Source organism: Pseudomonas sp. S32, from assembly GCF_016648095.1.
Lineage (GTDB): Bacteria > Pseudomonadota > Gammaproteobacteria > Pseudomonadales > Pseudomonadaceae > Aquipseudomonas > Aquipseudomonas parafulva.
Map to the genome: position 1 here is coordinate 111,409 of NZ_JACVVF010000004.1, position 22,569 is coordinate 133,977.

At 60.6% G+C, this 22,569-nt stretch carries 25 protein-coding genes; all 25 read left to right on the forward strand.

Going from position 1 to position 22,569, the window contains the following annotated elements; all coding sequences use genetic code 11:
• The first annotated feature begins 15 nt into the window (after window positions 1–15).
• The 25 genes from IAE38_RS03665 (at window position 16) to IAE38_RS03785 (ending at window position 22,492) form a co-directional block, all read left to right on the forward strand.
• Window positions 16–561 (forward strand): terminase small subunit, encoded by a 546-nt coding sequence (locus tag IAE38_RS03665; RefSeq protein ID WP_201215988.1) that lies wholly within the window; start codon window positions 16–18, stop codon window positions 559–561.
• On the forward strand, window positions 561–2,246 hold the full coding sequence (locus tag IAE38_RS03670) for a terminase large subunit (protein WP_201216070.1): 1,686 nt from the start codon (window positions 561–563) through the stop codon (window positions 2,244–2,246). The genes IAE38_RS03665 and IAE38_RS03670 overlap by 1 nt, the downstream gene beginning before the upstream one ends.
• Entirely contained in the window at window positions 2,243–2,404 is a 162-nt protein-coding gene (locus IAE38_RS03675; RefSeq protein WP_192576866.1) for a hypothetical protein, read from the forward strand. The genes IAE38_RS03670 and IAE38_RS03675 overlap by 4 nt, the downstream gene beginning before the upstream one ends.
• The gene (locus IAE38_RS03680) at window positions 2,397–3,698 is read left to right on the forward strand and encodes a phage portal protein (RefSeq protein WP_201215990.1); all 1,302 of its coding nucleotides are present in this window, start codon (window positions 2,397–2,399) and stop codon (window positions 3,696–3,698) included. Before IAE38_RS03675 ends, IAE38_RS03680 begins: the two co-directional genes overlap by 8 nt.
• Window positions 3,699–3,701: 3 nt before the next feature.
• A complete protein-coding gene (locus IAE38_RS03685; RefSeq protein WP_201215993.1) occupies window positions 3,702–4,559 on the forward strand; it encodes a head maturation protease, ClpP-related in 858 nt (285 codons plus the stop codon).
• A complete protein-coding gene (locus tag IAE38_RS03690; protein ID WP_201215995.1) occupies window positions 4,556–5,749 on the forward strand; it encodes a phage major capsid protein in 1,194 nt (397 codons plus the stop codon). The genes IAE38_RS03685 and IAE38_RS03690 overlap by 4 nt, the downstream gene beginning before the upstream one ends.
• Window positions 5,750–5,798: 49 nt before the next feature.
• A complete protein-coding gene (locus tag IAE38_RS03695) occupies window positions 5,799–6,311 on the forward strand; it encodes a hypothetical protein (RefSeq protein ID WP_201215997.1) in 513 nt (170 codons plus the stop codon).
• 3 nt (window positions 6,312–6,314) lie between these two features.
• The gene (locus IAE38_RS03700) at window positions 6,315–6,656 is read left to right on the forward strand and encodes a head-tail connector protein (RefSeq protein ID WP_201215999.1); all 342 of its coding nucleotides are present in this window, start codon (window positions 6,315–6,317) and stop codon (window positions 6,654–6,656) included.
• Window positions 6,653–6,979 carry a phage head closure protein gene (locus IAE38_RS03705; RefSeq protein ID WP_196141863.1) on the forward strand — a complete coding sequence of 109 codons (327 nt, stop codon included), beginning with the start codon at window positions 6,653–6,655 and terminating at the stop codon, window positions 6,977–6,979. The genes IAE38_RS03700 and IAE38_RS03705 overlap by 4 nt, the downstream gene beginning before the upstream one ends.
• 10 nt (window positions 6,980–6,989) lie before the next feature.
• A complete protein-coding gene (locus tag IAE38_RS03710; protein WP_154660098.1) occupies window positions 6,990–7,172 on the forward strand; it encodes a hypothetical protein in 183 nt (60 codons plus the stop codon).
• Between the two features lies 1 nt (window position 7,173).
• Window positions 7,174–7,665 (forward strand): HK97-gp10 family putative phage morphogenesis protein, encoded by a 492-nt coding sequence (locus IAE38_RS03715; protein WP_196141865.1) that lies wholly within the window; start codon window positions 7,174–7,176, stop codon window positions 7,663–7,665.
• Between the two features lies 1 nt (window position 7,666).
• The gene (locus tag IAE38_RS03720) at window positions 7,667–8,050 is read left to right on the forward strand and encodes a DUF3168 domain-containing protein (RefSeq protein WP_201216002.1); all 384 of its coding nucleotides are present in this window, start codon (window positions 7,667–7,669) and stop codon (window positions 8,048–8,050) included.
• 55 nt (window positions 8,051–8,105) lie between these two features.
• Window positions 8,106–8,579: a phage tail tube protein gene (locus tag IAE38_RS03725; protein WP_201216004.1), complete on the forward strand. Its 474-nt coding sequence runs from the start codon at window positions 8,106–8,108 to the stop codon at window positions 8,577–8,579.
• A gap of 68 nt (window positions 8,580–8,647) precedes the next feature.
• On the forward strand, window positions 8,648–9,037 hold the full coding sequence (locus IAE38_RS03730; RefSeq protein WP_201216006.1) for a hypothetical protein: 390 nt from the start codon (window positions 8,648–8,650) through the stop codon (window positions 9,035–9,037).
• A gap of 47 nt (window positions 9,038–9,084) precedes the next feature.
• On the forward strand, window positions 9,085–9,246 hold the full coding sequence (locus IAE38_RS03735; RefSeq protein WP_236403450.1) for a hypothetical protein: 162 nt from the start codon (window positions 9,085–9,087) through the stop codon (window positions 9,244–9,246).
• A 53-nt stretch (window positions 9,247–9,299) separates the two neighbouring features.
• A complete protein-coding gene (locus IAE38_RS03740) occupies window positions 9,300–9,698 on the forward strand; it encodes a hypothetical protein (protein ID WP_201216007.1) in 399 nt (132 codons plus the stop codon).
• A 68-nt stretch (window positions 9,699–9,766) separates the two neighbouring features.
• A complete protein-coding gene (locus IAE38_RS23835) occupies window positions 9,767–15,340 on the forward strand; it encodes a tape measure protein (protein ID WP_236403453.1) in 5,574 nt (1,857 codons plus the stop codon).
• Window positions 15,337–16,308 carry a hypothetical protein gene (locus tag IAE38_RS03750; protein WP_201216010.1) on the forward strand — a complete coding sequence of 324 codons (972 nt, stop codon included), beginning with the start codon at window positions 15,337–15,339 and terminating at the stop codon, window positions 16,306–16,308. Before IAE38_RS23835 ends, IAE38_RS03750 begins: the two co-directional genes overlap by 4 nt.
• Window positions 16,308–17,036: a hypothetical protein gene (locus IAE38_RS03755; RefSeq protein ID WP_201216013.1), complete on the forward strand. Its 729-nt coding sequence runs from the start codon at window positions 16,308–16,310 to the stop codon at window positions 17,034–17,036. The genes IAE38_RS03750 and IAE38_RS03755 overlap by 1 nt, the downstream gene beginning before the upstream one ends.
• Entirely contained in the window at window positions 17,033–17,653 is a 621-nt protein-coding gene (locus IAE38_RS03760; RefSeq protein ID WP_201216015.1) for a hypothetical protein, read from the forward strand. The genes IAE38_RS03755 and IAE38_RS03760 overlap by 4 nt, the downstream gene beginning before the upstream one ends.
• A 58-nt stretch (window positions 17,654–17,711) precedes the next feature.
• Window positions 17,712–19,964 carry an SGNH/GDSL hydrolase family protein gene (locus tag IAE38_RS03765; RefSeq protein ID WP_201216017.1) on the forward strand — a complete coding sequence of 751 codons (2,253 nt, stop codon included), beginning with the start codon at window positions 17,712–17,714 and terminating at the stop codon, window positions 19,962–19,964.
• A gap of 9 nt (window positions 19,965–19,973) precedes the next feature.
• Window positions 19,974–20,741, forward strand: coding sequence for a hypothetical protein (locus tag IAE38_RS03770; protein ID WP_201216019.1), 768 nt, complete (start codon window positions 19,974–19,976; stop codon window positions 20,739–20,741).
• Between the two features lie 58 nt (window positions 20,742–20,799).
• Window positions 20,800–21,246 (forward strand): structural protein P5, encoded by a 447-nt coding sequence (locus tag IAE38_RS03775; protein WP_201216021.1) that lies wholly within the window; start codon window positions 20,800–20,802, stop codon window positions 21,244–21,246.
• On the forward strand, window positions 21,243–21,749 hold the full coding sequence (locus IAE38_RS03780) for a DUF2514 domain-containing protein (RefSeq protein ID WP_201216022.1): 507 nt from the start codon (window positions 21,243–21,245) through the stop codon (window positions 21,747–21,749). Before IAE38_RS03775 ends, IAE38_RS03780 begins: the two co-directional genes overlap by 4 nt.
• Before the next feature lie 65 nt (window positions 21,750–21,814).
• On the forward strand, window positions 21,815–22,492 hold the full coding sequence (locus IAE38_RS03785; protein WP_201216024.1) for a hypothetical protein: 678 nt from the start codon (window positions 21,815–21,817) through the stop codon (window positions 22,490–22,492).
• The last annotated feature ends 77 nt before the right edge of the window (window positions 22,493–22,569 follow it).

Below are 22,569 nucleotides of genomic sequence, written 5' to 3' on the forward strand. Positions count from 1 at the left end.
CAGGATTTTTGTTAAATGGCTTTAACATCCCGCAAGCGCGCTTTCATCGCCGCGCTGAGGGAAGGTGCGTCCAATCGAGACGCTGCCGTGGCGGCCGGCTATTCCGAGAAGACAGCGTCTGCGGCGGGCTCTCGGCTGGTCAAGGACAAGGACGTCGCAGTCGAGTTAATGAAGCTACGTGCCTTGGGTCTGATGCCTCCAGATGTTAAAGGCGATGTTAAACCGGATGTTAAAGCCAGGCCCGCCGCCAAGGCTGCCAAAGAGGCTAAGCCGGGCCCGGAAGGGGCACCGGAATCCGAGGAGCAAGCAGAGCCGGAACCTGCCGGCTTCGACCTGGCCCAGGCGTTGCTCCACCGTGACCCGAAGGACTTCCTCCTCTCGGTGATGAACGACATGGGCACGGAAGCGAAGCTTCGGGTAGACGCCGCTAAGGCCCTGATGCCTTTCGTTCACCCGCGCAAAGGCGAGAGCGGCAAGAAGGACCAGGCCCAGGCCAATGCTGAGAAAGCTGCCACCGGCAAGTTCGGCACCCGCCGCGGCCCGCTGCAGTCGGTGAAATGATGGAGTGGTCAACCGCCTGCCCAGACTGGGAACAGCGCATCGTTGCCCGCCAGAGCCTGATTCCGTTCGAGCCGCTATTCCCGACCGAGGCCGAGGAAGCCCTGGACGTATTCGGCGCGCTGCGCATGGTGGACGCGACCGGCAGCCCGTTGATGTGCGAGACCGTACGTGACTGGGTCAACCAGTTTGTGGCCGCGATCTTCGGGGCCTATGACCCGGATTCAGGCCGGCGCCTGGTCAGCGAGTTCATGCTGCTGATCAGCAAGAAGAACGGCAAGTCGACCATCGCCGCCGGCATCATGCTCACCGCACTGATCCTTAACTGGCGAGCGTCGGGTGAGTTCATCATTCTCGCACCGACCAAGGAAATCGCGGACAACTCCTACCTTCCGATCAGGGACATGGTGGGCGCCGACGAAGAGCTCAAAGCCTTGCTCAAAGTGCAGGATCACCTGCGCACTGTGACGCACCGGCAGACCAACGCCACGCTCAAGGTGGTAGCGGCAGACAGCGAGACTGTGTCGGGCAAAAAGGCCATTGGCGTGTTCATCGACGAGCTGTGGGTGTTCGGCAAACGCGCCAATGCCGAGGCGATGCTGAGAGAGGCAACCGGTGGCCTGGCATCCCGACCGGAGGGGTTCATCATCTGGGCCACCACCCAGTCCGACGCCCCGCCTGCTGGCGTGTTCCGCCAGAAGCTGATGTACGCCCGCAAAGTGCGCGACGGCGAGATCGTCGATAAATCGTTCCTGCCGGTGCTGTACGAGTTCCCCAAGGCAATGCTTGACGCCGGCGAACACCGGGACTTCTCCAACGCGTACATCACCAACCCTAACCTTGGGCTGTCGGTCGACGAACCTTTCATCGAGCGCGGTTACGCACAGGCCCAGCTGGACGGTGAGGAGTCGTTCCGCGGCTTCTTGGCCAAGCACCTGAACGTCGAGATCGGCTTGGCGCTGCTTTCGGATCGCTGGGCGGGTGCTGATTTCTGGGAGACACAGACCTCCGAGCTATGCCGGACGTTGGAAGACCTGATTGAGCGGTGTGAAGTGATCGATATCGGTGTCGATGGCGGGGGGCTGGATGACTTGCTTGGCTTTGCAGTACTCGGTCGAGAGCAGGGCACACGGCGTTGGCTGACCTGGACCCATGCCTGGGCCCACCCATCAGTACTGGAGCGGCGTAAAGCAGAAGCGCCGCGCATCCGCGACTTCGCCAAGGATGGACACCTAACCCTGGTTGAACGCATCGGCGACGACATCGAGGCGGTGGCGCAACTGGTGGCTTTGGTCGAACAGGCCGGCCTGCTGGACAAGGTCGGGCTGGACCCGGCCGGGGTCGGTGCGATTCTCGATGCCCTGGAAGCTGTTGGGATTCCGCGCGAAAAGATCGATGGCATTTCACAGGGCTGGCGCCTGGGCGGGGCAATCAAGACCGCCGAGCGCAAGCTGGCCGAGGGCACGCTATTGCACGGCGGCCAGCCGATGATGGCCTGGTGCTGCGGTAACGCCAAGGTCGAGCCGCGCGGCAACTCGATCCTCATCACCAAGCAAGCCAGCGGCTCGGCCAAGATCGACCCGCTGATGGCGCTGTTCAACGCCGTGACGCTGATGGCCCTCAATCCAGAGGGGCAGGGCGGCATGGAAAACTTCATGGCCGGCATTCGGGATCCACTGATCGCATGAACGCATTTCACTATTTCATCATCTGCGCCGTGTGCGGGTTCGGCCTAGCCTGCGCGGGTGTCTGGATGCTGGCAGGCACCGGCTGGGCGATGCTCGCCGGCTCCGGCAGCCTCTTCTGCATTGCAGCCTTCATTCGCCGAGGGCTGAGCAGTGATTAAAACCCTCTCTCAAGCGCTCGGCACTGCAGCCGCCAAGCCCTCGGCAAGCATGAGCAGTTGGCTGGGCAAAAGCATTCGATTGTCGGACGGCGGGTTCTGGAGCGCCTTCTTGGGCGCCCAGTCCAGTAGCGGCAAGTCAGTCACGGTCGACAAGGCCATGCGCCTGTCGGCGGTCTGGGCCTGCGTTCGCATCATCTCCACCTCGGTCGCAGGCTTGCCGCTCAGCATCTACCGGCGCCTTCCGGACGGCGGGCGTGAGACGGCGCGAGACTTCCCGCTCTACGATGTGGTGCACAACAGCCCGAACGAGGACATGGCGGCTTTCCACTTCTGGCAGGCGGTTGTTGCTTCGATGCTGCTTTGGGGAAATGCCTACTGCGAGATTCACCGGTCCGGTGGAAGGGTCATTGCACTGGATTTCTTGATGCCGTCGCGGGTGACTCCCGAGCCAGACGACGATGGCAGGCTGCGTTATTTCTTCCAGCCGCGAAAGGGTGCCCGCCGGGAGATCGCCCGGGGCGACATGCTGCACATCCCGGCCTTCACCCTGGATGGCCGGATGGGCTTGTCGGCAATCCGCTACGGCGCCGACGTGTTCGGCGCGGCTATGTCGGCCGACGATGCGGCCAACACCACCTTCAAGAATGGCATGATGCCGACCGTGGGCTTTTCGGTAGATAGGACGCTTACCCCGGCCCAGCGTGTGGAGTTTCGTGAGTACGTCACCACCGTTTCCGGGGCGCTCAACGCGGGCAAAAGTCCTGTGTTCGAGCAGGGCGTAAAACCTGAGATGATCGGCATCAACCCGGCTGACGCCCAACTTCTTGAATCACGTGGGCATAGCATCGAGGAGATCTGCCGTTGGTTCGGCGTACCGCCCTGGATGGTGATGAAGACTGACAAGGGCAGCAACTGGGGTACCGGCCTTGAGCAGCAGCAGATCGCGTTTCTCACCTACTGCATCATGACCTACACCGCGCCGATCGAGCAGTGCGTCAACAAGCGCTGCATGACGGCAGTGGATCGGACCAAGCACTACTCGGAGTTTTCGCTAGAAGCCTTCCTGCGTGCTGACAGCGCCGGTCGCGCTTCCTACTTCAGCACCATGGTCCAGAACGCGCTGATGACACGGAACGAGGCTCGGCACAAAGAGAACATGCCGAGTATGCCCGGCGGCGACATCCTCACCGTGCAATCGAACCTGGTACCGCTTGACCAGCTGGGCAAACAAAACGACAGCCAAGCCGCGCGCGCGGCGCTGATGAACTGGCTCCAAAGCAACTCCGGGGAGTAACCCATGAAACACAAGATTCAGTCTCGCGGCCTGCGCAGCGAGATGAGCCCGCGTGCGCTCGATAAATGGAACCCCGCCATCCAGGCGGCCGTGGAAAACACCTCGGAAACCATCACCATCTACGGCGTGATCGGTGAGGACTGGTACGGGGAGGGCGTGACCCTCAAGCGTATCGATGCGGCGCTGCGGGCCATCGGCGACCGTGAGGTGACGGTGTACATCAACTCGCCAGGCGGTGACATGTTCGAAGGCATTGCCATCTACAACCGCCTGCTCGAGCACAGCCAGAAGGTCACCACCAAGGTGCTGGGTATGGCAGCCAGCGCCGCGTCGATCATCTACCTGGCTGGCGCCGAGCGACAGGTCGCCAGCAGCGCCTTCCTGATGATCCACAACTGCTGGACCTTCCTCGCCGGCAACCGCCACTACCTGCGCGACGTGGCCGACGATATGGAGGAGTTCGACGCCGCCATGAGCGACCTCTACGCCGAGACCAGCGGCCAGACGCCAGAAAGCATGGCGGAGCTGATGGACGACGAGACGTTCATCCGCGGTAAGCGCGCCGTGGAGCTCGGGCTGGCCACCAGCATCCTCGCCCCGGGAGAGATCACCGAGCGGGAGACAGAGGAATCTGCCCAGGCCAACGCCCTGAAGGCCATGGATACAGCGCTCGCCAAAGCCGGTATGCCCCGGTCCGAGCGCCGCGAATTGTTCGCCAGTTTCAAGTCCAGCATGCCTCGCGCTGCTGGCGGGGGTACGCGTAACGCTGCCCCGACCGACAAGCCGAACGCTGTCGCGCCAGACCTCTCCGCCTCACTGAGCGCGGCAACCAATCTCTTGAACTCTCTGAAAGGTAAATGACCGTGGACTATGAAGCCCAAGTCAAGGAAATCAACGCCGCCCTCAAGGGGATCGGCGACCAAATCAAAAGCCAGGCCGAGGCAACCGAAAAGCAAATCAAGGCCTCCGGCGCGATGAGCGAAGAAACCCGCGCCAAGGTGGACGATTTGCTCACCAAGCAGGGTGAGCTGAACGCGCGCCTGGGCGAAGCCGAGCAGAAACTCGTCAACGCCAGCCGTGGCCAGCAGCATCACGAAGAGCCGCAGAAGTCGGTCGGCGCCCTGGTCATCGAGAGCGAAGAGATGAAGGACATGAACTCGTCTTTCCGTGGCTCTCGCCGGGTTTCAGTGCCCCGCGCTGCTATCACCACGGCCACCGGTGGCGCTCTGACCACTGCGGATCGCCAGCCAGGCATCATCGCTCCGCCTCAGCGTCGTCTTACCATCCGAGATCTGGTGGCGCCGGGATCCACTCAAACCCAATCCATCGAGTACGTGCGTGAAAGCGGCTTCACGAACAGCGCTCGAACTGTCGCTGAGAACACGGCCAAGCCCTATTCGGACATCAAGTTCGAACTGGCCACGGCCAACGTGCGCACCATCGCGCATCTGTTCAAGGCCAGCCGCCAGATGCTCGACGATGCCCCAGCGCTGCAGAGCTACATCGACGGGCGTGCTCGTTACGGTCTGCTGATGGCCGAAGAAGCTCAGCTGCTGTACGGCAACGGTACCGGGGCCAACCTGCAAGGCCTCATGACGGTTGCCCAGCTGTACGCCGCTCCTGCTGGCGTGGCCGTGACGGGTGAGCAACGTATCGACCGCCTGCGCCTGGCGCTGCTGCAGGCCGAGCTGGCCGAGTTCCCATCGGACGGCATCGTGCTCAACCCGATCGACTGGGCCGCGATCGAGCTGACCAAGGATGGCGAAGGCCGCTACATCATCGGCGAGCCGCAAGACGGCACCACCCCGCGCCTGTGGAACCGCCCGGTCGTCTCGACCCAGGTCATGACGCAGAATGACTTCCTGGTCGGCGCATTCAAGCTGGGCGCACAGATCTTCGACCGTATGGAAATCGAAGTCCTGATCTCCACCGAGAACGACAAGGACTTCGAGAACAACATGGCGACCATCCGCGCCGAGGAGCGCCTGGCCTTCGCCATCTATCGTGGCGAGGCCTTCGTTACTGGCCCGCTGACCGGCAGCGGTTCGTAAGCCTTCCACTTCAAAGGCGCCAGTAATGGCGCCGTACAGGAGCGATCTCATGGCTAATACCAAGAAGCAGGACAAGCCAACCCCAGTACCGGAGCAGGATGCAAGAGCACCCGCTGAACAGGCATCGAACTCGCCGCTCAGCGGCAGCGACACCAGCGGTGCAGATGCCGCCGCAGGCGGTGTGGTAACCGCTGTGCCCGGCGTTGACCCGGGCGCCAGCGCTGCGCTAGAACCTGGCGGCCCGCCAACCGAGCTGCCGGTACAGCTGGCGCCGATTGTCGCCCCGGCCGAGGACGCTGCAGGTGCTGGCGCCTCGCTGAGCCAGCCGGGCCAGGCTGACGACGCGCTGCATGGCACTACCGATGCGGCAGGGCTGGACGAATCCACCTCGAGCGCCTCAGTCGAGTTAAATCCGCCCACGGTCGAGGTTTATCCGCTGCGCTCCTTCATGGACGAGGGCGAGTTGCGCCGCCGCGGCGGTCCAAGCTACTTGGTACCGCGGCTTCACGCTGAGGACCTTGAGCGGCGCAACCTGGTGTCACGCACTCCGCTGGAGGAGTGAGCCATGTCTGTGATCAGCAAGGCGCTGGCCCGGGCCCACCTTCGTGATCCAGACGATGACGACGACTATCTGCAGCTGCTGATCGACTCGGCCGAGCTCTCGGCAATGAACTACCTTAACCGCCAGGTTTACGTCGATGCGCAATCAATGGCAGAGGCAGTACTGGCGGGCCTGGCCGGGGAGAAGCCCATGCTGAGTAACGCAGCGTTCAAGTCGGCGTGTCTTCTGATCCTGGGTCATCTCTATGCCAACCGAGAAGATGTGGTTACAGGGACAATCGCAACCGACCTGCCTATGGGCTCGCAGTCCTTGCTTACCCCGTACCGAGTGGGGTGGGGGATATGAGGGCCGGTCCGCTTCGCCATCGTTGCCAGTTGCAGCAAGAGACGCTAACGCCGGAGCCAGGTGGCGGGAAGCGAAAGTCCTGGGAGGTGGTCAAGCCTATTTGGGCGGAGATCCAGCTGCCCACTGGGCGGGTTGATCCGGTTGCCAACCAAATCCAGAACATCGTGTCTGCAGAAATCCGGGTGCGTTTTTCACGCGTTTTCAAAAACGGTATGCGTCTCTTCCACATATCTGCTGGCGACACTTACCTGATCGAAGCTGTGCTGCCCAGCAATGAGCGAGACATGCTGCGGCTGCTCTGCTCCAACGTCATCAATCCTTGAGAGAACCATCATGAAAGTACGAGCTCTGGCCAGTCTCTCTGGCCCCATGGGTGAAAAGGCAGTAGGTGAAGTCTTCGATGTGAAGGCAGAGGATGGCCGCAGCCTGATCGAAAACAACCAGGCGGAAGAGGTCACCGCTGCCGCCAAGGCCGCCGATAAGTCCAGGGCTGAAACGGCCTCCTCGGGCGAGTAGGGTGGCCCGTCGCTCGCGCCTGACCGGCGATATCAGGCTGCGCAAAACGCTTCGGGCCATCCACCAGACTGTGGACAACGAGGTCAGAGGTGCCATGCAGGATGGGGCTGAGAAGATCTTGGCCAGTATGAAGGAGTTTGTGCCGAAGGATACCGGTGCCGGCGCAGCCGCTTTGACTGCCTATGTAGCCCCCAGCGGCCTGGATGCTCAGATTGGCCTGCGCGGTAAAAAGGCGAATCGCCGGTATTTTTACCTGCGCTTCCTTGAGTACGGCACCAAGGGCAACTTCAAGGGCCAGGATAACGGCCGCCGAACGGGGAGGGCCGCGAACAAAACCGACGGCACCCACTGGTTTGGCAAAGCGCCTGACATTCCAGCCATGCCCGCCCATCCTTGGCTCAGGCCGGCGATGGACGTGAACCGCGAGGTTGTTCTCGCCGATATCAGGGCGGCGGTCGCTCGTACGCTCGACAGGGCATCCAGAGGACAGTGACATGGCAGATCCAGCATGGGCCCTGCAGGTCGCCCTGCATGCTCGTCTTGTAGCGGGCCTGCCATGCCCTGTGCATGACGGCGTACCCGACAACTCGCCGTTTCCTTACGTAACTCTCGACAGTGCGGTCAGCGATGCAGCGGATTTCTTGGCCAGTCGCAAAGACCAGCGCTTCCTGTATCTGTCGGTCTGGAGCCAGTACCAGGGGCAGAAGGAGGTGCACGAGATTATGGCCAAGATCGACGCCCTGCTTCACAACCAGCCGCTGGCGCTCACAACCGGCCATGTCATCGGCATGCAGGTCACCCGCAAGCAGACCAGCCGCGAGCCTGATGGCATGACCTACCAGGGTGCAGTGACGCTGCGCGTCATCACCCAACACTGATCCACCCCTGAACCCGCCGCGTTGCGGCATATCACCTGTCCCAGGAGGACTACCCATGCCTGTTACTACCGCAGCCGGCACGAAGATTTTCATCGGCCCGCGTCTGACCGCAGATCTGCCCAAGGATGCGGCTGCTGCACTGACCCTGCTGGCCGCCATCACTTATACCGAGATTGGCGAAGTCGAGAATATCGGCGATTACGGCGATGAGGTGGGTGACGTCACGTTCGCCTCGCTCGCCGCCTCCCGAACTCGGCACCTCAAAGGCCTGGCCGATGCCGGTTCTGTCGATCTGTCCATCGGTCTGCTCGACGACGATGCCGGCCAGCTGGCCCTGCAGGCCGCGCAGAAAGACCGCAGCCGCTTCGATTACCCAGTGAAGGTGCTGTACGAAAGTGGTGTCGCTGATTACTTCGCCGCCAAGGTCATGTCGTCTCGCAAGCAGGTCGGCGGTGCGGAGGATGTTCTCAAGCGCACTGTGACCGTCGGCATCAACTCCGAGATCTACGAGGCCCAGCCGGCTCCGTAATGCACATCTGAGGCGCCGCCGCTGGCCGCGCCTCCGTTGTTCACTCCCCATAATTCAAGGAATACGCAATGTCCAAGACCAACCACGGCTCCGTCACCGTTGAGGCCGGAAGCGACAGCTTCACTCTCAAACCTACCCTCCGCGCTGTGCGCGCCCTGGAGAATCGTTTTGGCGGGATCTTGCCTGCGATGCAAGCCCTGGGCGCGGCCAACATTTCCGCGACTGCATTCATCATTGCCGCCGGCGCCGGGATCGACACCAACAAGCGCAAAGAGCTCGAAGCGGTAGAGGAAGCTGTGTTCGAGGGCGGTGTGAACAAAGTCGGTACCCAAGTACTGCAGTTCGTAAAAGCGCTGTTGAACCCCGGCGGCAAGACTGACGAAGAGCTCGAAGAGTCGCAGGGAAACGAATCGAGCGGCCAGGCAACGGCAGCTACGTCGACGAGCTCTTCGGAATAGCCACCGGTTGGTTAGGGTGGTCTCCCCGTGACGCCTGGGAAACCCCGGTGGTCGAGATCATCCTGGCTTGGGAAGCGAAGGCTGACTTCCTGAAAAAAACCAATCCGTTCGGCCAGTCGGAGACGAAGCCCTCTAAGGCGGCCGTGGCGAAAGACCTTCGGCGCGGCCTGAGAGGGGCTGCTGCGTCTCGATCGGCGGCTAAAAGCTAAGGCAGCATAGGCTTGGATGATGATAGATTGCCAAGCTTTGCATGGAGGCTGGCATGAAGCTATTGATGGGTATTCTTCTGGCGATTATCGCACTTGTATTTGTGCCTGGTCTTTTCTGGATTTTAACGGCCGGAGCAGCTGCTTATGGGCTGGTGGTCATCATAACGGGCGGGATCGCTCTTGTAATTATGATCGCCTGCGTCATGTGGCCATCAATCAGAGGATGGCTATCTAGTCGAAGAACTGACGCAAAGATAGAGCAGGCCAATAGAGCATTCCGTGAGAAGGAAAAAACTAGGTTAGAAGCGTTTGAGGCTTCCGACTCATTTTCGGATGAGTCATGGGGTGACGCCGGCGCTAGAAAATCTTGCGGCAAATGTCAGATGGAAATGCCTATTTCCTCCAGGCGATGCCCGTCTTGTGGGCACCGACCACAACTATCAGAAGTCTAGACCCGCCAAAGCTGGCGTGTACAAACAAGCCCGCCGCGTTGCGGGCTTTTTTTCGTCAGGAGAAAAGAATGGCTGATACCGACGTTCAAGGCATGCTGGTACGCATTGAGGCTACCACGGCTCAACTCCGTCAGGAGATCGCGCGGGGTGAGTCGGCGGTTGCTTCAACGTCCAGGCGGATGGATTCAAGCCTTGCGCGTGTAGACGATGCATTTGATCGAGTAGGTGCCAGCGCCCAAAACGCCAGCGGACTGCTGAAGAGCGTCCTGGCAGCAGCTGTTGGGGCTGTTTCTGTAGGCTCGATCCTCAAGGCGGCCGACTCCTACTCCCAGATGTCGGATCGTATCGGCCTGGCTACCAAGAGCTTCGGCGAGTACAACGCTGTCCAAGATCGCCTGCTTGCCACGGCTAACCGAACCTACCGGCCGCTGGAGGAGGCTCAGGAACTTTACATCCGCACAGCGGATAGCTTGCGCTCGATGGGGCTCAGCGCTGATGAGTCCATGGACGTCATGGATAGTTTCAGCTACCTGTTGGTGACCAACTCGGCTTCTGTCGATAAAGCCAGCTCAGCCATTGATGCATATTCCAAAGCACTGCAGACCGGGAAGCTCGATGCGGACGGCTGGCAGTCCATTCTCGCGGCCATGCCGACCGTGGTGGAAACCATCGCTGAGGCCACTGGCAAAAGTGCCGAAGAGATCCGAAGCTTTGGGGCGCAAGGAAAGCTCAGCCTCGACATCCTCACTGAGGGTCTACAGAAAAGCGCTGCTGCAAACGGCCTGCTGGCTGACAGCATGGGCGTTGCCGTCCGCGATGCCCTGACGGCGCTGAACAACGCTTTCACCGTCTACGTGGGCCAGCTGAATGAATCAACTGATCTCACTGGAGTGCTCGCGTCCGGGATATCGGTGCTGGCCGATAACTTCGGGACTATCACTGAGATTGCCGGGGTCGCCGCGGCTGGTGCGTTGGCCGTTTATGCGAGATCCCTAACGGTCTCGGCCGCCGGCGCGGTGCTGGCCACTAAAGCCTCGATCGAGGACGCAGCGGCGCGGCGGGCCCAGGCTGCTGCAGCAGTGCTTGCAGCAGAAGCTGATCAGCGAAAAGCGCAAACTGCTGTTTTCCTCGCTGAGAAAGAACTGGCCGCATCGAAGACCAGAATTAGCGGCATGGCGGTTGAGAAGCAGCTGGCGCTTCAACTGGCAGAGGCCAGAATGGCCGAGGCAAGGGCGACGGCCGCGCTCAGAGAAGCTCAGGCTGGACTTGCTGGCACTGGCCGCAACCTACTCGGGCTGCTGGGCGGTCCTGCAGGGATCGCGATGTTGGCGGTGGGTGCCGCGACCGCTTTCCTAACCCTGCGGGACAACACTAGTACTCTCGAGAAGAAGCTTGGCGATTTAGCTGATCCAATAGACAAGCTCGCTGAGCGTTTCAACAAGCTCAACAGGGCGACGCAGTCCGTCACCCTGCGTGAGCTTCAGGCAACAATTGCAGACACCCAGGACAAGCTGACCCAGATGTCTGGGGCGATGGCTGACAAGTTTGAGTCCGACCTGCGCAACATGGGCGCCGCGGGCGCTGACGGGATGATGGCGGGGCTCGTCGGCCTACCGGCTGACATGCAGGCGACACTGGACCTGGTACGGAAAGCATCCAAAGATCAGGCTGCCGGCATCACGGTCGACTGGAAAGCGGTTGCTGATCAGCTTCGCCTGATGCCGGGTGTCACGGAAGACATGGCGCAGGCGCTTGAGTCAAGCCAGCAGCCGGTCACCGAACTGAGCGCGCTGCTGCAAAACCAGAAGCAAGCGCTCGACGAGCTGACTGGTGCCACCGATGACAACACCCGGGCGGAGCGCGAGAATGCGGCTGCCAAGGCATCGGCTGCCGGAGAGGGACAGAAGTATCTGGAGCAGTTGCAGAAGCAACTGGCAACCGCCCAGGATAAAACCGCGCTGCAGGCAGCCAATCGGTTCATCGCTGAAAACAAGCTGCTTACTGACGAAATGGTCGTCGCGATCCGGTCTGCTGCTGCAGCCAAGGATGCCCAGAAGGCGGCGGATGATGCAGCCACCAAGGCCACCAAGGGGGCGACTGGCGCTGCCAAGGAGGCAGCTACCCAGGCCAAAAACCAAGCCAAAGCCTTATCCGATTTGAAAGTTCAGGCGGACATCGCTATAGCCTCGGCTGAGGGACTGGCGGCCGCTTACCTGGCGGGCAATGATCGCTCCCGTGAGTTCACCCTCAAGCAGAAGGTGGAGGAGGCACTGCTGAAGTCCGGGGCGGGTGCGCGCGATGCTGTCACCGCCGCAATCACCAGGCAGATGGCTGCCGAGGACCGGCTGACGGTGAGCAAGCAGGCGTTTGACCTGCAGCAGGAAGCGACCGACCAGACCGCCTTGGCCAAGGCCACGCTGCAGGGCGCGGATGCGCTGGCCGAGTACAACGTGCAGAAGGCGCTGAAGGTGGCATTGGCAGGCAAGGATATCGCCCAGTCGAGCGCTGAATACGAGGCGCTGGTGAAGTCCACGCGGGCGCAGCAACAGGCGCTTGAGCTGGTCCGGCAAGCCTCGTCGGCCAATTCGATCCTGGATCGGCTCAAGCCTGAGCAGAAGCTGCTTCGTGATTACACCGAGGACCTGGCATCGCTCGAAGCTGCGATGAAGCTCAATACCGGCCGCACGGCCGAGTATCAGGAGGCCATCGCCAAGCTGGGCAACGAGTATGAGATCAACCGCAGCAAGTCGACGCTGTGGGGTCAGATGACCGAGGGCGCCATTGACCGGGTGGACCAGGCTTTCGCCAACGCCTGGTCCAACATCGGCAGCGGGGCGAGCACCCTGTGGGGCGATCTGATCAAGGGTTTCAAGCAGACCCTGGGCGAAATCATCCACATGCTGACCACCAAGCCTCTTTTGGCATCGATCAGCAACTGGTTGACCGGTACCGACAATGGCCAGGGCCTTTCCTCGGTTTGGGGCAAGCTGCTCGGTAATGGTTCGAGTGGTGGCGGCACCGGGCAGCTCAGCTCGCTGGCCAGCACCGGCAACATGCTCTACAAGGTCTACAGCGCTATCACCGGGGTTGGCTCAAGCGTTGCTTCTGGCTGGGCGTCTGGCGGACTGAGTGGAGCCATCAATGGCGGCTACAGCTATTACGCCAACCTGTTCAGCGGACTGACCAGCAGTCTGTCCAGTGGGTTCAGCAGCGTGGTCAGCTCGATCCTGGGCTCTACCAGCTCGCAGATCGCCGCAAACGCAGCTACCTCAGCAGCGCTTCAGGGGGCGGTGGCCCAAGGCGCGGCTACCGTGGGCAGCAGCATTGGCGTTGGGGGAGCGGCATATGCTGGCACTGCGGCCGCCGGCGGCGCTGCAGCGGGCGTGAGCACCGGTCTCATGGGGCAATTGGCGGCCATGGCTTCCAACCCCGTGGGATGGGTGGTGGCGGCCATAACGGGCGCCTACCAGAGCGGCAAGCTGTACGACCAGGGCGTGAGGTTCAAAACAAGCGAGGTCACGAATCTCGACCTGATCAAATACGACCCCCTCGCGAAAACCATGATGGCCAGCCTGGGCCTGACCGACAAGATTGCGTCCAAACTGGTGGGCGGCAAGATGGCAGCCATGCTCACTGGCTCGACTCTGGCCTCTGCGGTCCTGGGTAAAGTCAGCTCCGCGCTGTTCGGCGGCAAGTGGCAAACCAAGGATGGCGGTTTTGAGCTGGGCGTCAACAACGGAGACTTCCAGGGTTGGGAGTACATCTACCAGAAGAAAAAGGGTGGGCTGTTCAGTTCTGGCAAAAAGCGCACGCGTTACTCGGCGCTCAATCCTGAATTCCAGGCCGCACTGGAGCAGACCTACAGCGAAACCCAAGACAGCGTGGTGGACCTGCTTGAGCGCATCGGCGTATCTGTGGGGGAGGGCGCTTTTGCTGGCCTGAGTATTGCCCGCAAGCAGATATCCACCAAGGGTCAAACCCAGGAGCAAATCCAGGCGGCGATCAATGACCTGTTCAGCGGGTTTGCTGATCAGATGGTCGCCTACCTGGATAAAGGTGTTGGCGGTTTTGGCTACAGCTTCGCCGAGCTTGGGCAGCGTATTGCCACGTTCGAGAGCTTCAACAAGTCGCTGGATCTTATCGATGTGGCCATGCTCAAGCTATCGCCGCACTCCATGGGCCTGGCCAACGCCCTGGTCACCGCAGCCGGCGGCATGGAGGCTTACACCGAGAGCCTGAACGGTTACTTCGAGGCGTTCTTCAGCGAGACCGAGCGCGCCGACAAGACGCTGTCAGCGGTACGGCAGCAGTTCAAGGATATGAACGTTGTGCTGCCCGAGACCCGCGATGCCTATCGCAAGGTGGTCGAGTCGCTGGACCTCACCACCGACACCGGTCAGCAGATGTACCTGACGCTGATCGGTGCGGCGGGCAATGCCGCACAGGCCTACGACATTCTAGAGGCGAGGGCTGCGTCAGCTGCCCAAGCGGTGCAGGAGGCTGCTGCGAGGGTCGCTGCCACACTCGAAAGCAACGTAACGGCCGCGCTGGGTTCGGTACAACGTGCCGTCAACGCACAGAAGACCGCGCTGACCGAGGCCTACAACGCCCAGACTGCCTCGCTCAACGACATGTCGCAGACGGCGCAGAAGAATGTCAGCGACCTGACGTCGGTGAGTACCAGCCTTGGTAACGCCATGAAGGCCCTGCGAGGGGATTCAGACGACGCTGTGAAGATGCTCAGGGCGCAGGCCCTGGCCACGCTCAACAGCGCTATGGCCACGGTGCGGGCGGGCAAGTCTCTGACAGGCGTCACAGGGCTTGAGGATGCGCTCAGTGTCGTCAGCCAGAACAACACCAACGCCTACGCATCGCTTGAGGCATACAGCCGTGATCAAGGCCGAACGGCCAATATCGTCAGCCAGCTTGAAGCTGCAAATGGAAAGCAGCTGACCGCAGCCGAGCAGTCTGTTCAGAGCTTGCAGATCCGGATCGAACAGGCCAAGAAGTCCTATGACCTGCAGATCGCGCAATACGATGCACAGCTCACGCTCGCCCAGGCGCAGATCGATGCGCTCAATGGCGTGGACAACTCAATCGTGTCAGTGGCCACCGCGGTTCAAACCCTCAGCCAAGCCATCACGGCTTCGTTGTCGATCAAGGCTGACGATGCTGCCAGGCAAAACACCAGTGACAATAACGTGGCGCTGTTGCGTGCGGTGTATCAAACCGTGCTTGGGAGGGATCTCGACGGTAATGGGCTTGCGAGCTGGGGCGCAGCTTTGGCCAACGGGTCCTTGACCTACGACAAGCTAGCCGAAGCGATTGCGATATCAGGCAAGGCCAATGGTGAAACCATCAGGATCCCTGGTTTCGCGAGTGGTGGCACCTTCGGCGGTGGTCTGCGCCTGGTTGGTGAGCGCGGGCCTGAGCTGGAGGTGACCGGGCCCAGCCGGATCTACAACGCCGGCCAGACGGCGGCGATGCTCACGGGCGGGCAGGGTGAGGCCACAGCTGCGGAGGTTCGCGAGCTGCGCGCCGAGCTCAAGTCCGCTTTGTTCGCCATCGCCAAGTACACCCAGAAAGCCGCCAAGAACACTGATCTTCTACCGCAGAAACTGGAACAGGAGCTGTATCCGTGAGGATCATTGAGCCCGTCGATATCACCCCGAGCATGGCGGTGATGGAGGCGTTTCTTGTCGAGCCCAGCTCTGAGCCCTTGGTGGTTCAGGTTGGGCAGGCTTTCCAGGTCGCGTCGATGCTGACCAATGTCCCAGAGGCCGATCACCCTCTGTGGGTGTCGACCAAGTCCTATGCAGTCGGCGATACCGTGATGCTGGAGCACCGCAACTATGAGGCGCTGGTGGCCAACAGCAACAAAAGTCCGGCCGGCAAAGCTACGGATCCACCGACCTGGTTGGATCTGGGGCCGACAAATCGATGGCGCATGTTTGATGACAAGATCGGCACGGCCACCACCAACCCTGAAAGCATCTCGCTGACCATCGCGCCCGGGCGAGCGGTTGATTCACTGGCCTTCTTCGGCTTGGACGCCGCTTCGATCTATGTGCAAGTCGTCGACCCCTACCAGGGGATTGTGTACCAGTCGAATGTCTCACCGGTGTCCACCGATGGGATCAACGACTGGTACGACTACTTTTTCTCGCCGGTCGAGGTGAACGAAGACTTCGTGCTGCTGGATGTTCCGGTGGGTAGTTACGGCTCAATCGAGATCCAGGTGGCCAAGCCTGCGGGCGTGGCCCGGCTCGGCGCACTCATCCTGGGGAAGGCGGCAGTTCTCGGCGAGGCGCTTTATGGCACCTCCGTAGGGATCATCGACTATAGCCGCAAGGAGCGGGATGACTTCGGTAACACCGTCATCGTCGAGCGTGATTACTCCAAGCGTGCTGAGTTCGACGTGATGGTGCCCACCGGTATGGTTTCGCAAGTGCAGCGCCTGCTAAGCAAATACCGGGCTAAGCCGCTGGTATGGATCGGTGAGGCCAGCTATCAGTCGACCATCCTTTACGGCTACTACAAGGAATTCAACCTAGTCATCAGCGGCCCGACAGCGTCGGACTGCTCAATTTCTGTCGAAGGACTCATCTGATGGCAACACCCACTATTACCCCGCTACCCGAGGCGCCAAGCCGGCAAAACTCGGCTGGGACCTTCGCTACGCAGGCCGACAACTTCATCGGGGCACTGCCGCAGTTTGGCGACCAGCTCAACAAGGTGGTTGATTACGTCGGCGAGCAGGCCGAGGCCGCCGCCGAAAGTGCACAGCTTGCCTCGCGCAATGGTGCGGCGCAGGTCGAGCTGGCCAACCAGAAAGCGTTGAGCGCCTCACAAAGCGCACAAGCGGCAGCGATGCAGTCTGCTGCATCGAAGGCACAGGCGGATAATGCCAAGGGGTTCCGCGACACGGCCCAGTCCGCTGCCGCTGCCGCCCAGGCCTCTGCCGGGCTTCCAGCCATAGCGGATAAGGGCGGCCTGCCGCTGGTGGCCAGGCCCGACGGAACAGGCGTGGAGTACACTGGAAGCTTACGTTGCTACGACCTGGACGTGGTGGCCACTGCCTCAGTCCTCAATCTCCGCGCCAGCAATGTGTTCAAGATTAACGCCAGCGAGCCGCGTGTACTCTCCTTCTCCAACCCGCCTGCGGCAAACCGGGCCAAGACTGTTGTGCTGCATATCACCGGCAAAGCCGATATCACCTGGCCAGATGGCATTCTCTGGAACAATAGCCAGGTGCCGGTGCTGGGCAATACCTGGACCACGGTCATTCTCATCTGGGTGAGCGACGGCTGGGTCGGCTCGGTGGGGGCTCGATCATGATCGAGGCCGCGTTGATGGGCGGCTCCTTGCCGGGGCCCTGGTCGAGCTGGGAGTTCATAGGCAGCACTGAGCTGCTGGCAAGTGGTTCCGCGCCGGTAGAGGGCACCTTTCCCCCTGGCGTCGAGCCGGGGGACCTGATCATCGCCGTCATGTCGCCCCGCAACGAGGGTGTTGGCACGGCGATGGCTACATCCGGATGGCAGCACTGGGCCGCGGGCACGCAAGACTATCTGTGCACGGCCAGGTATTCGTCGGGCCTATTGGCGCCTAAGTGGTCGAGGGGCGGGAACAATCCGCTGTTCGTCTGCGTACTGGCCTTCCGCGCTCCCGGCTGGACTAGCGTCAGCCTCAAGGCGCACACATCGCCGGCTGTGCCAACCAACATCACCACACGCCTGCAGAACGAGCTTCTGCTATGCATCGGCCTGACACCCAGGGCCACGAGGGATTGGGCTGTCAGCATGTCGGGTGCCGTTCCGGCTGTGCGACAGAACCGCCTGCTGTCGCCGGCACTGCACGTCAGCTCGGCGAACGTTGACTTTCCCAGGTCAATTACAGGTATTTCCGTCGATGCGCTGTCTGGAGACGAGCGCAACCTGATCTTGTCCGCGTCCTGAACACATCCCTTTACCAAGCCGTCCTGAGACGGCTTTTTTTATGCCTGGAGAAAAACCCATGGCTTATGAGAGCGCCCATACGGGGCCTGAGATCGACGCAGCGGTGCAGATGTTGGGCCAAGTGCAAGAGGCCCGGGAGGCCACGAAGGGCGATTTGGCCGACGTGAAAACCCTGGCTGCTCAGGTCGATTCGAACGCCAGCCAAGTCAAGTCGCAGGTCGACACCGTAGTGACGAAGGCAGAGCAAGTTTCTGCCAGTGCGCAGGTGATTGAGCAGGCTCGCAGCGAGGTGGTAATCGCAAGCGCCACTGTCGAGGAGGCCAAGAACCTGGCCTCTGAGGCTGCCGGGAAGGCCGTTGCAAGCGGCCAGGCGGCGGCTTTAAGCCAGCAGGCCGCAGCCAACAGCCAAGTGGCTGCTGGGTTATCCGAGCAGTTCACAGCCGAGAGCGCCGCGTCTGTAGAGGCAAGCCTGACGCAGGTTCAGGGGATGGCCCAGGCAGTGGAGAAGGAGAGCGCCGCCACCAAGGCGAATGCTGAAGATGCCGCACTCAGCGCAAAGAAGGTTTCTGCCTTGGTGGATGTCTACGGCTCGACGCTGCCTGCAAGAAATGTGAATGATGATGACTTTTCATTCTCAGTGACAGATGAAAAGGGCTTCGTATCGTTTGGTGTGCGACCAGATGGCACGTTTTATGGCGCCGGGGCATCTGAGCAGATTGAAGTTCTGCAAACGTCCACGCCACGAGTTACACCAATCGAGGACACCGGAACTATCGTTGATGGCGTCGTCGATAAGAACGGCTTCGTCGGCTACGGCGTCAACGCCTACGGAGAGTTCATCGCCGCGCCGTCTCCAGAGTCTGTATCTGCGGTATCGTCCTACGTTGTGCGCGGCGCCAGTGTCAGCGGACTCACAGTGACGCTGGGGAGAAGCCTGATTCGAACGGGTGACAAGAACTTCGCATTGAATGCGGTCACCCTGGCCGCTGCGACGGACGTGACGGAAAAGGTGACCGATTATTTGCTGGCCTACATCGTGCCAGTGTCGATGCCTATCACTGAGTTCTTGAAAGTTGATGCAGCGAAGTGGCTCGGTTATTCCAGCGTGCAGATCGTTTCGGTCATCAACCAGGCTGACAACAAGGAACTTGTCGCAGGCGTCGATTACGCCTACACCGAGAACGGCAAACTGGTGCGCGTGTCTTCTGGCGCGGCGCTCTCGGTGACGGTGAATTTCGTGGGCCACAAGGAGCGGTACGACCTGATCGCCTACAACGACCTGACCCGAAACGTGGTGGTTCGCCAGGGTACCGAGCGGCGCATCACTGCCCAGGAGGACGCTTACCGGCCCAAGCTGCAGCAGGGTGACATCGGGTTGTATATGGCCTACGTGGTGGGCGGCGCGATCAAGGACCTGATCGATATCAGCGGCTGGCGTGGCGTGCGCAACCGGGCAACGTCGGGCGAGATGGCCAGGCTGATCGAGTCCAACCGCTACCGGCTGCGTCGATTCCTGTGCAAGCTCAATCGGGGCGAGGGCGTAATCGTTACTGGCTACGGTGACAGCAACACGGCACTCGGCGGTGCGCGCGGGACGGATGCGGCCTATGCGCCGAACCGGGCCGGTGTCGACACCCTGGCATTCCAGGGTGACTACCTGATGTCCGCCTTCGAATCAGACTTCCGCGACACCTACCTGGCTACCGTCGGCAAGGTCACGGTAAACGGTGAGGAACGGTACAAGACCTCTCCGAACTGGTCAGTGATCGACAAGATCGTGTCCGGCTATGGCTACACCTTCGCTGCCGACCGCGTGCCGGGTGCCAAGGAGGTGATCTACCTCAACCAAGGTATCGCCACCACCACGGCTGGAACCGCAGGGCAGGGTGGGCGCAACCCTACGCGGCTTGCGGCCATGCTCAACCCAGCAGGCTTTCGAACTCCCGACCTCGTTATCCTGGCGTTCGGTATGAACGACCGGACGGATTTGACCTACGTCAACGACATCGAGCAGATCGTGCTGGCCATCAAGGCCGCCGGCGCTGACGTGATCGTGGTGGGCCCACACCAGGTTGGCCCATACAGCGCATCGTTCACCGATGAAAGCTGGCACTTGGTGCAGCGTCGGCTGCGCGAATGCGCCGACCGCCTCGACGTGGCCTTCATGCCAAACGAACTGTTCTACATGGGCAAGAACCGGGGCTACCTCGGACTCTCCGACTATTCGCTGGTCCGTGCCAACTTTGCCAACCACCCAGGCCCCTACGAGTACCGAAAGCAGGGCGAGGCCCTGGCCAGCTGCTTCCTTTGAGGTGATCACATGTTGTATGGGAAATCTGTAAAACTCGAGGGCGTGAGCTTCGGCAACCCCTCCCTGCCACGCATCCGCGACTTCCAGGCGCTGATCGCCAACCATGCGAACTGCATCGGCGCCTGGCGTCTCGATGGCGCCGATGCCATCGTGTACGACGCCGATGGCGCCATCCAGTCCTTTGCCAACTGGAAGGCGGGAGGCCTGCCGCTGGTTGCCGCAGGCGGCACACCGGCGCGCCTGGTGGATAACACGATCAGTGGCGGCAAGGCAGCCCGCTTCACCGCGGCCACCGAGTACCGGCTGACCGGCTACGCACTGGACCTGGGCAAGGCGTACACCATGGTTGCGGTCTTCAAGCCAGATACCTATGGCTCGATAATGAATGTCTGCGGCGACATTCTAGAAGCGGACATGACCAAGACTGCCGGTATCTTCAGCCGCAAAAATAACGCTGCGTCTGCTGCTGCGTTCTTCGAGGCGACGGACACTGTTTACCAGAACGTCGCGTCTGAGAGCGTGTTTCAGCCAGTGATTGCACGGCATGATGCATCAGCAAAGGTCAACTACCTGAACATCCCCGGGACTGGGAGCACCAATAAAACTTCCCCTGGTACAGCAGCTGGCACGGTCACCTTCAAGCTGTCTGACCTGAGCAGGTTCCCATTCTTGGGCCTGCTGGACTTCGTGGCTCTGTTCGACATCAACACTGCAGCCGATGCCGCGCTGCAGGCCGCGCTTGCAGATTACGTGGCGATGCGCGCCCGCCCGGCCTGATCCGCCGCACCCAACTCGGCCCGCCATGCGCGGGCTTTTTTACGCCTGGAGAAAACCTATGACCACACCTCGCGGTGTCCGCAATAACAACCCAGGGAACATCGATTACAACCCTCGCAACGCCTGGCAGGGCCAGCTCGGTCTGGAGGTGGGAGTAGCCAAGCCGCGCTTTGCCCGCTTTGACCAGCCAGAGAACGGCATCCGTGCCCTGGGTAAGCTGCTGCTCAACTACCGGGGCAAGGATGGCATGCCCGGGGTGGGCCGGCCCGGTATCGATACCCCGCTCGAATTCATCAGCCGCTGGGCGCCTGCAAGCGAGAACGACACCAATGCCTACGCCCAGGCCATCGCCAAGCGCCTGGGTGTCGGCGTGCGTGACTCGATAGACATCTCCAAGCCGCAGATCCTGCGTGAACTGGTGGTGGGCATCATCGTGCACGAGAACGGTGGCAACCCCTACAAGGCCGAGGTGATCGACGAAGGCGTGCGGCGGGCGTTGGCATGAGTCCCTGGGTTGGCTTAGCGGCTGGCTTGGTCTTGGTGTCCAGCCACTGGGGTGCCTACGAACACGGCCGAAGCGTCGAGAAGGCACAGGCCGGCCAAACCGCGGCCCAGCGCGATAGCGGCGACCGTCTTGCTGAAGTCATCGGCGAACGCGGAGCCAGGCAGGAAGAAGAACGACGCGCCCAGGCGCAGGAGGAGGCGAGAGCTCATGCACACGAACAACACCAGGTGGCTGATGCTGGTGCTGCTGGCGCCGATGCTGCTGGTCAGCGGCTGCAGCATGACGCCGACCAGTTCGCCGCCGCCGTCAGTTGCCCCGGCCCGGATACCGCCGCTGTCGCCCGAAGCCAGACAGCCACCCGCGCCGCCATGGTGCTCTCCGACCTGCTCAGCCGGTCTGTCGCAACGAATCGAGAGCTGGCGAAAAACCTTGATCAGGCCAGAATCGCAGGCCGGCAGTGTGAGCGCGAGTACGATGCCTTGATTGCTCCACGCAAAAGGTGAGGGACTTTTGGTTTCCCTTTTCGTTTTGTGTATAAGTATTGTTTTTTCCGAAAAGAGAAAACGTCATGGAAGAGGTCCTGGTTAAGCAACTGGAGCTTCATCAGCGTTTAGTCGAGCTGAATGCTTCGTATGTGAAATCTTTTGGGTTTCAAACAGATTCGGTGCCTATAAGTGCCTTCAATATGGCGTGCAATCGAAATATTATGTCGCACGAGATTTTTACGTATTATTGGCATGACTGGGGCAGGGCAAGGGAAGTGCCATCGGAGGTTTCTAGAGAGGTTGTAATTTCTGAGAACTGGAGGCGACTTTCCGAGATCTTAATTTCTCAATTAATCGCTGCCCTTTCTGGATTCGAGTTTTGTTCGAAAGCAGCCATATTGGTTGAGCTTAGTCCTGTTCCTAATAAGGGTCGGGGTAGGACGTACTTGAGTTATATATTTGAGCAAAGCTATCGATTGGAAATAATTTCAGAGGATGATTTCAATGGTTGGAGTGGGCTGATCGAGTTAAGAAATTGTTATGTTCATAACAATGCATATTCAGATAGAGATTTTGAATTTACAGCTTGTGGGTATCCTGCGGTTAAAATGCTGGCTGGCAAGCAGCCCAAAATATCACTCGCCGCTCATTTTGAATATATTTCCTGGTCGATTGAGGCTTATGCGCGATGGTGTAACGGAATGTTTAATTCAGGTGGTGATAAATATGTTGAGAACTTGGTAAGGCAGCCTATTTTATAATATTTGATTCATTCATCGAAATTGCTGCAGTAAGGCATACGGCCCCCGTTATCGGTGAGGTACTATTGAGGCGCAAT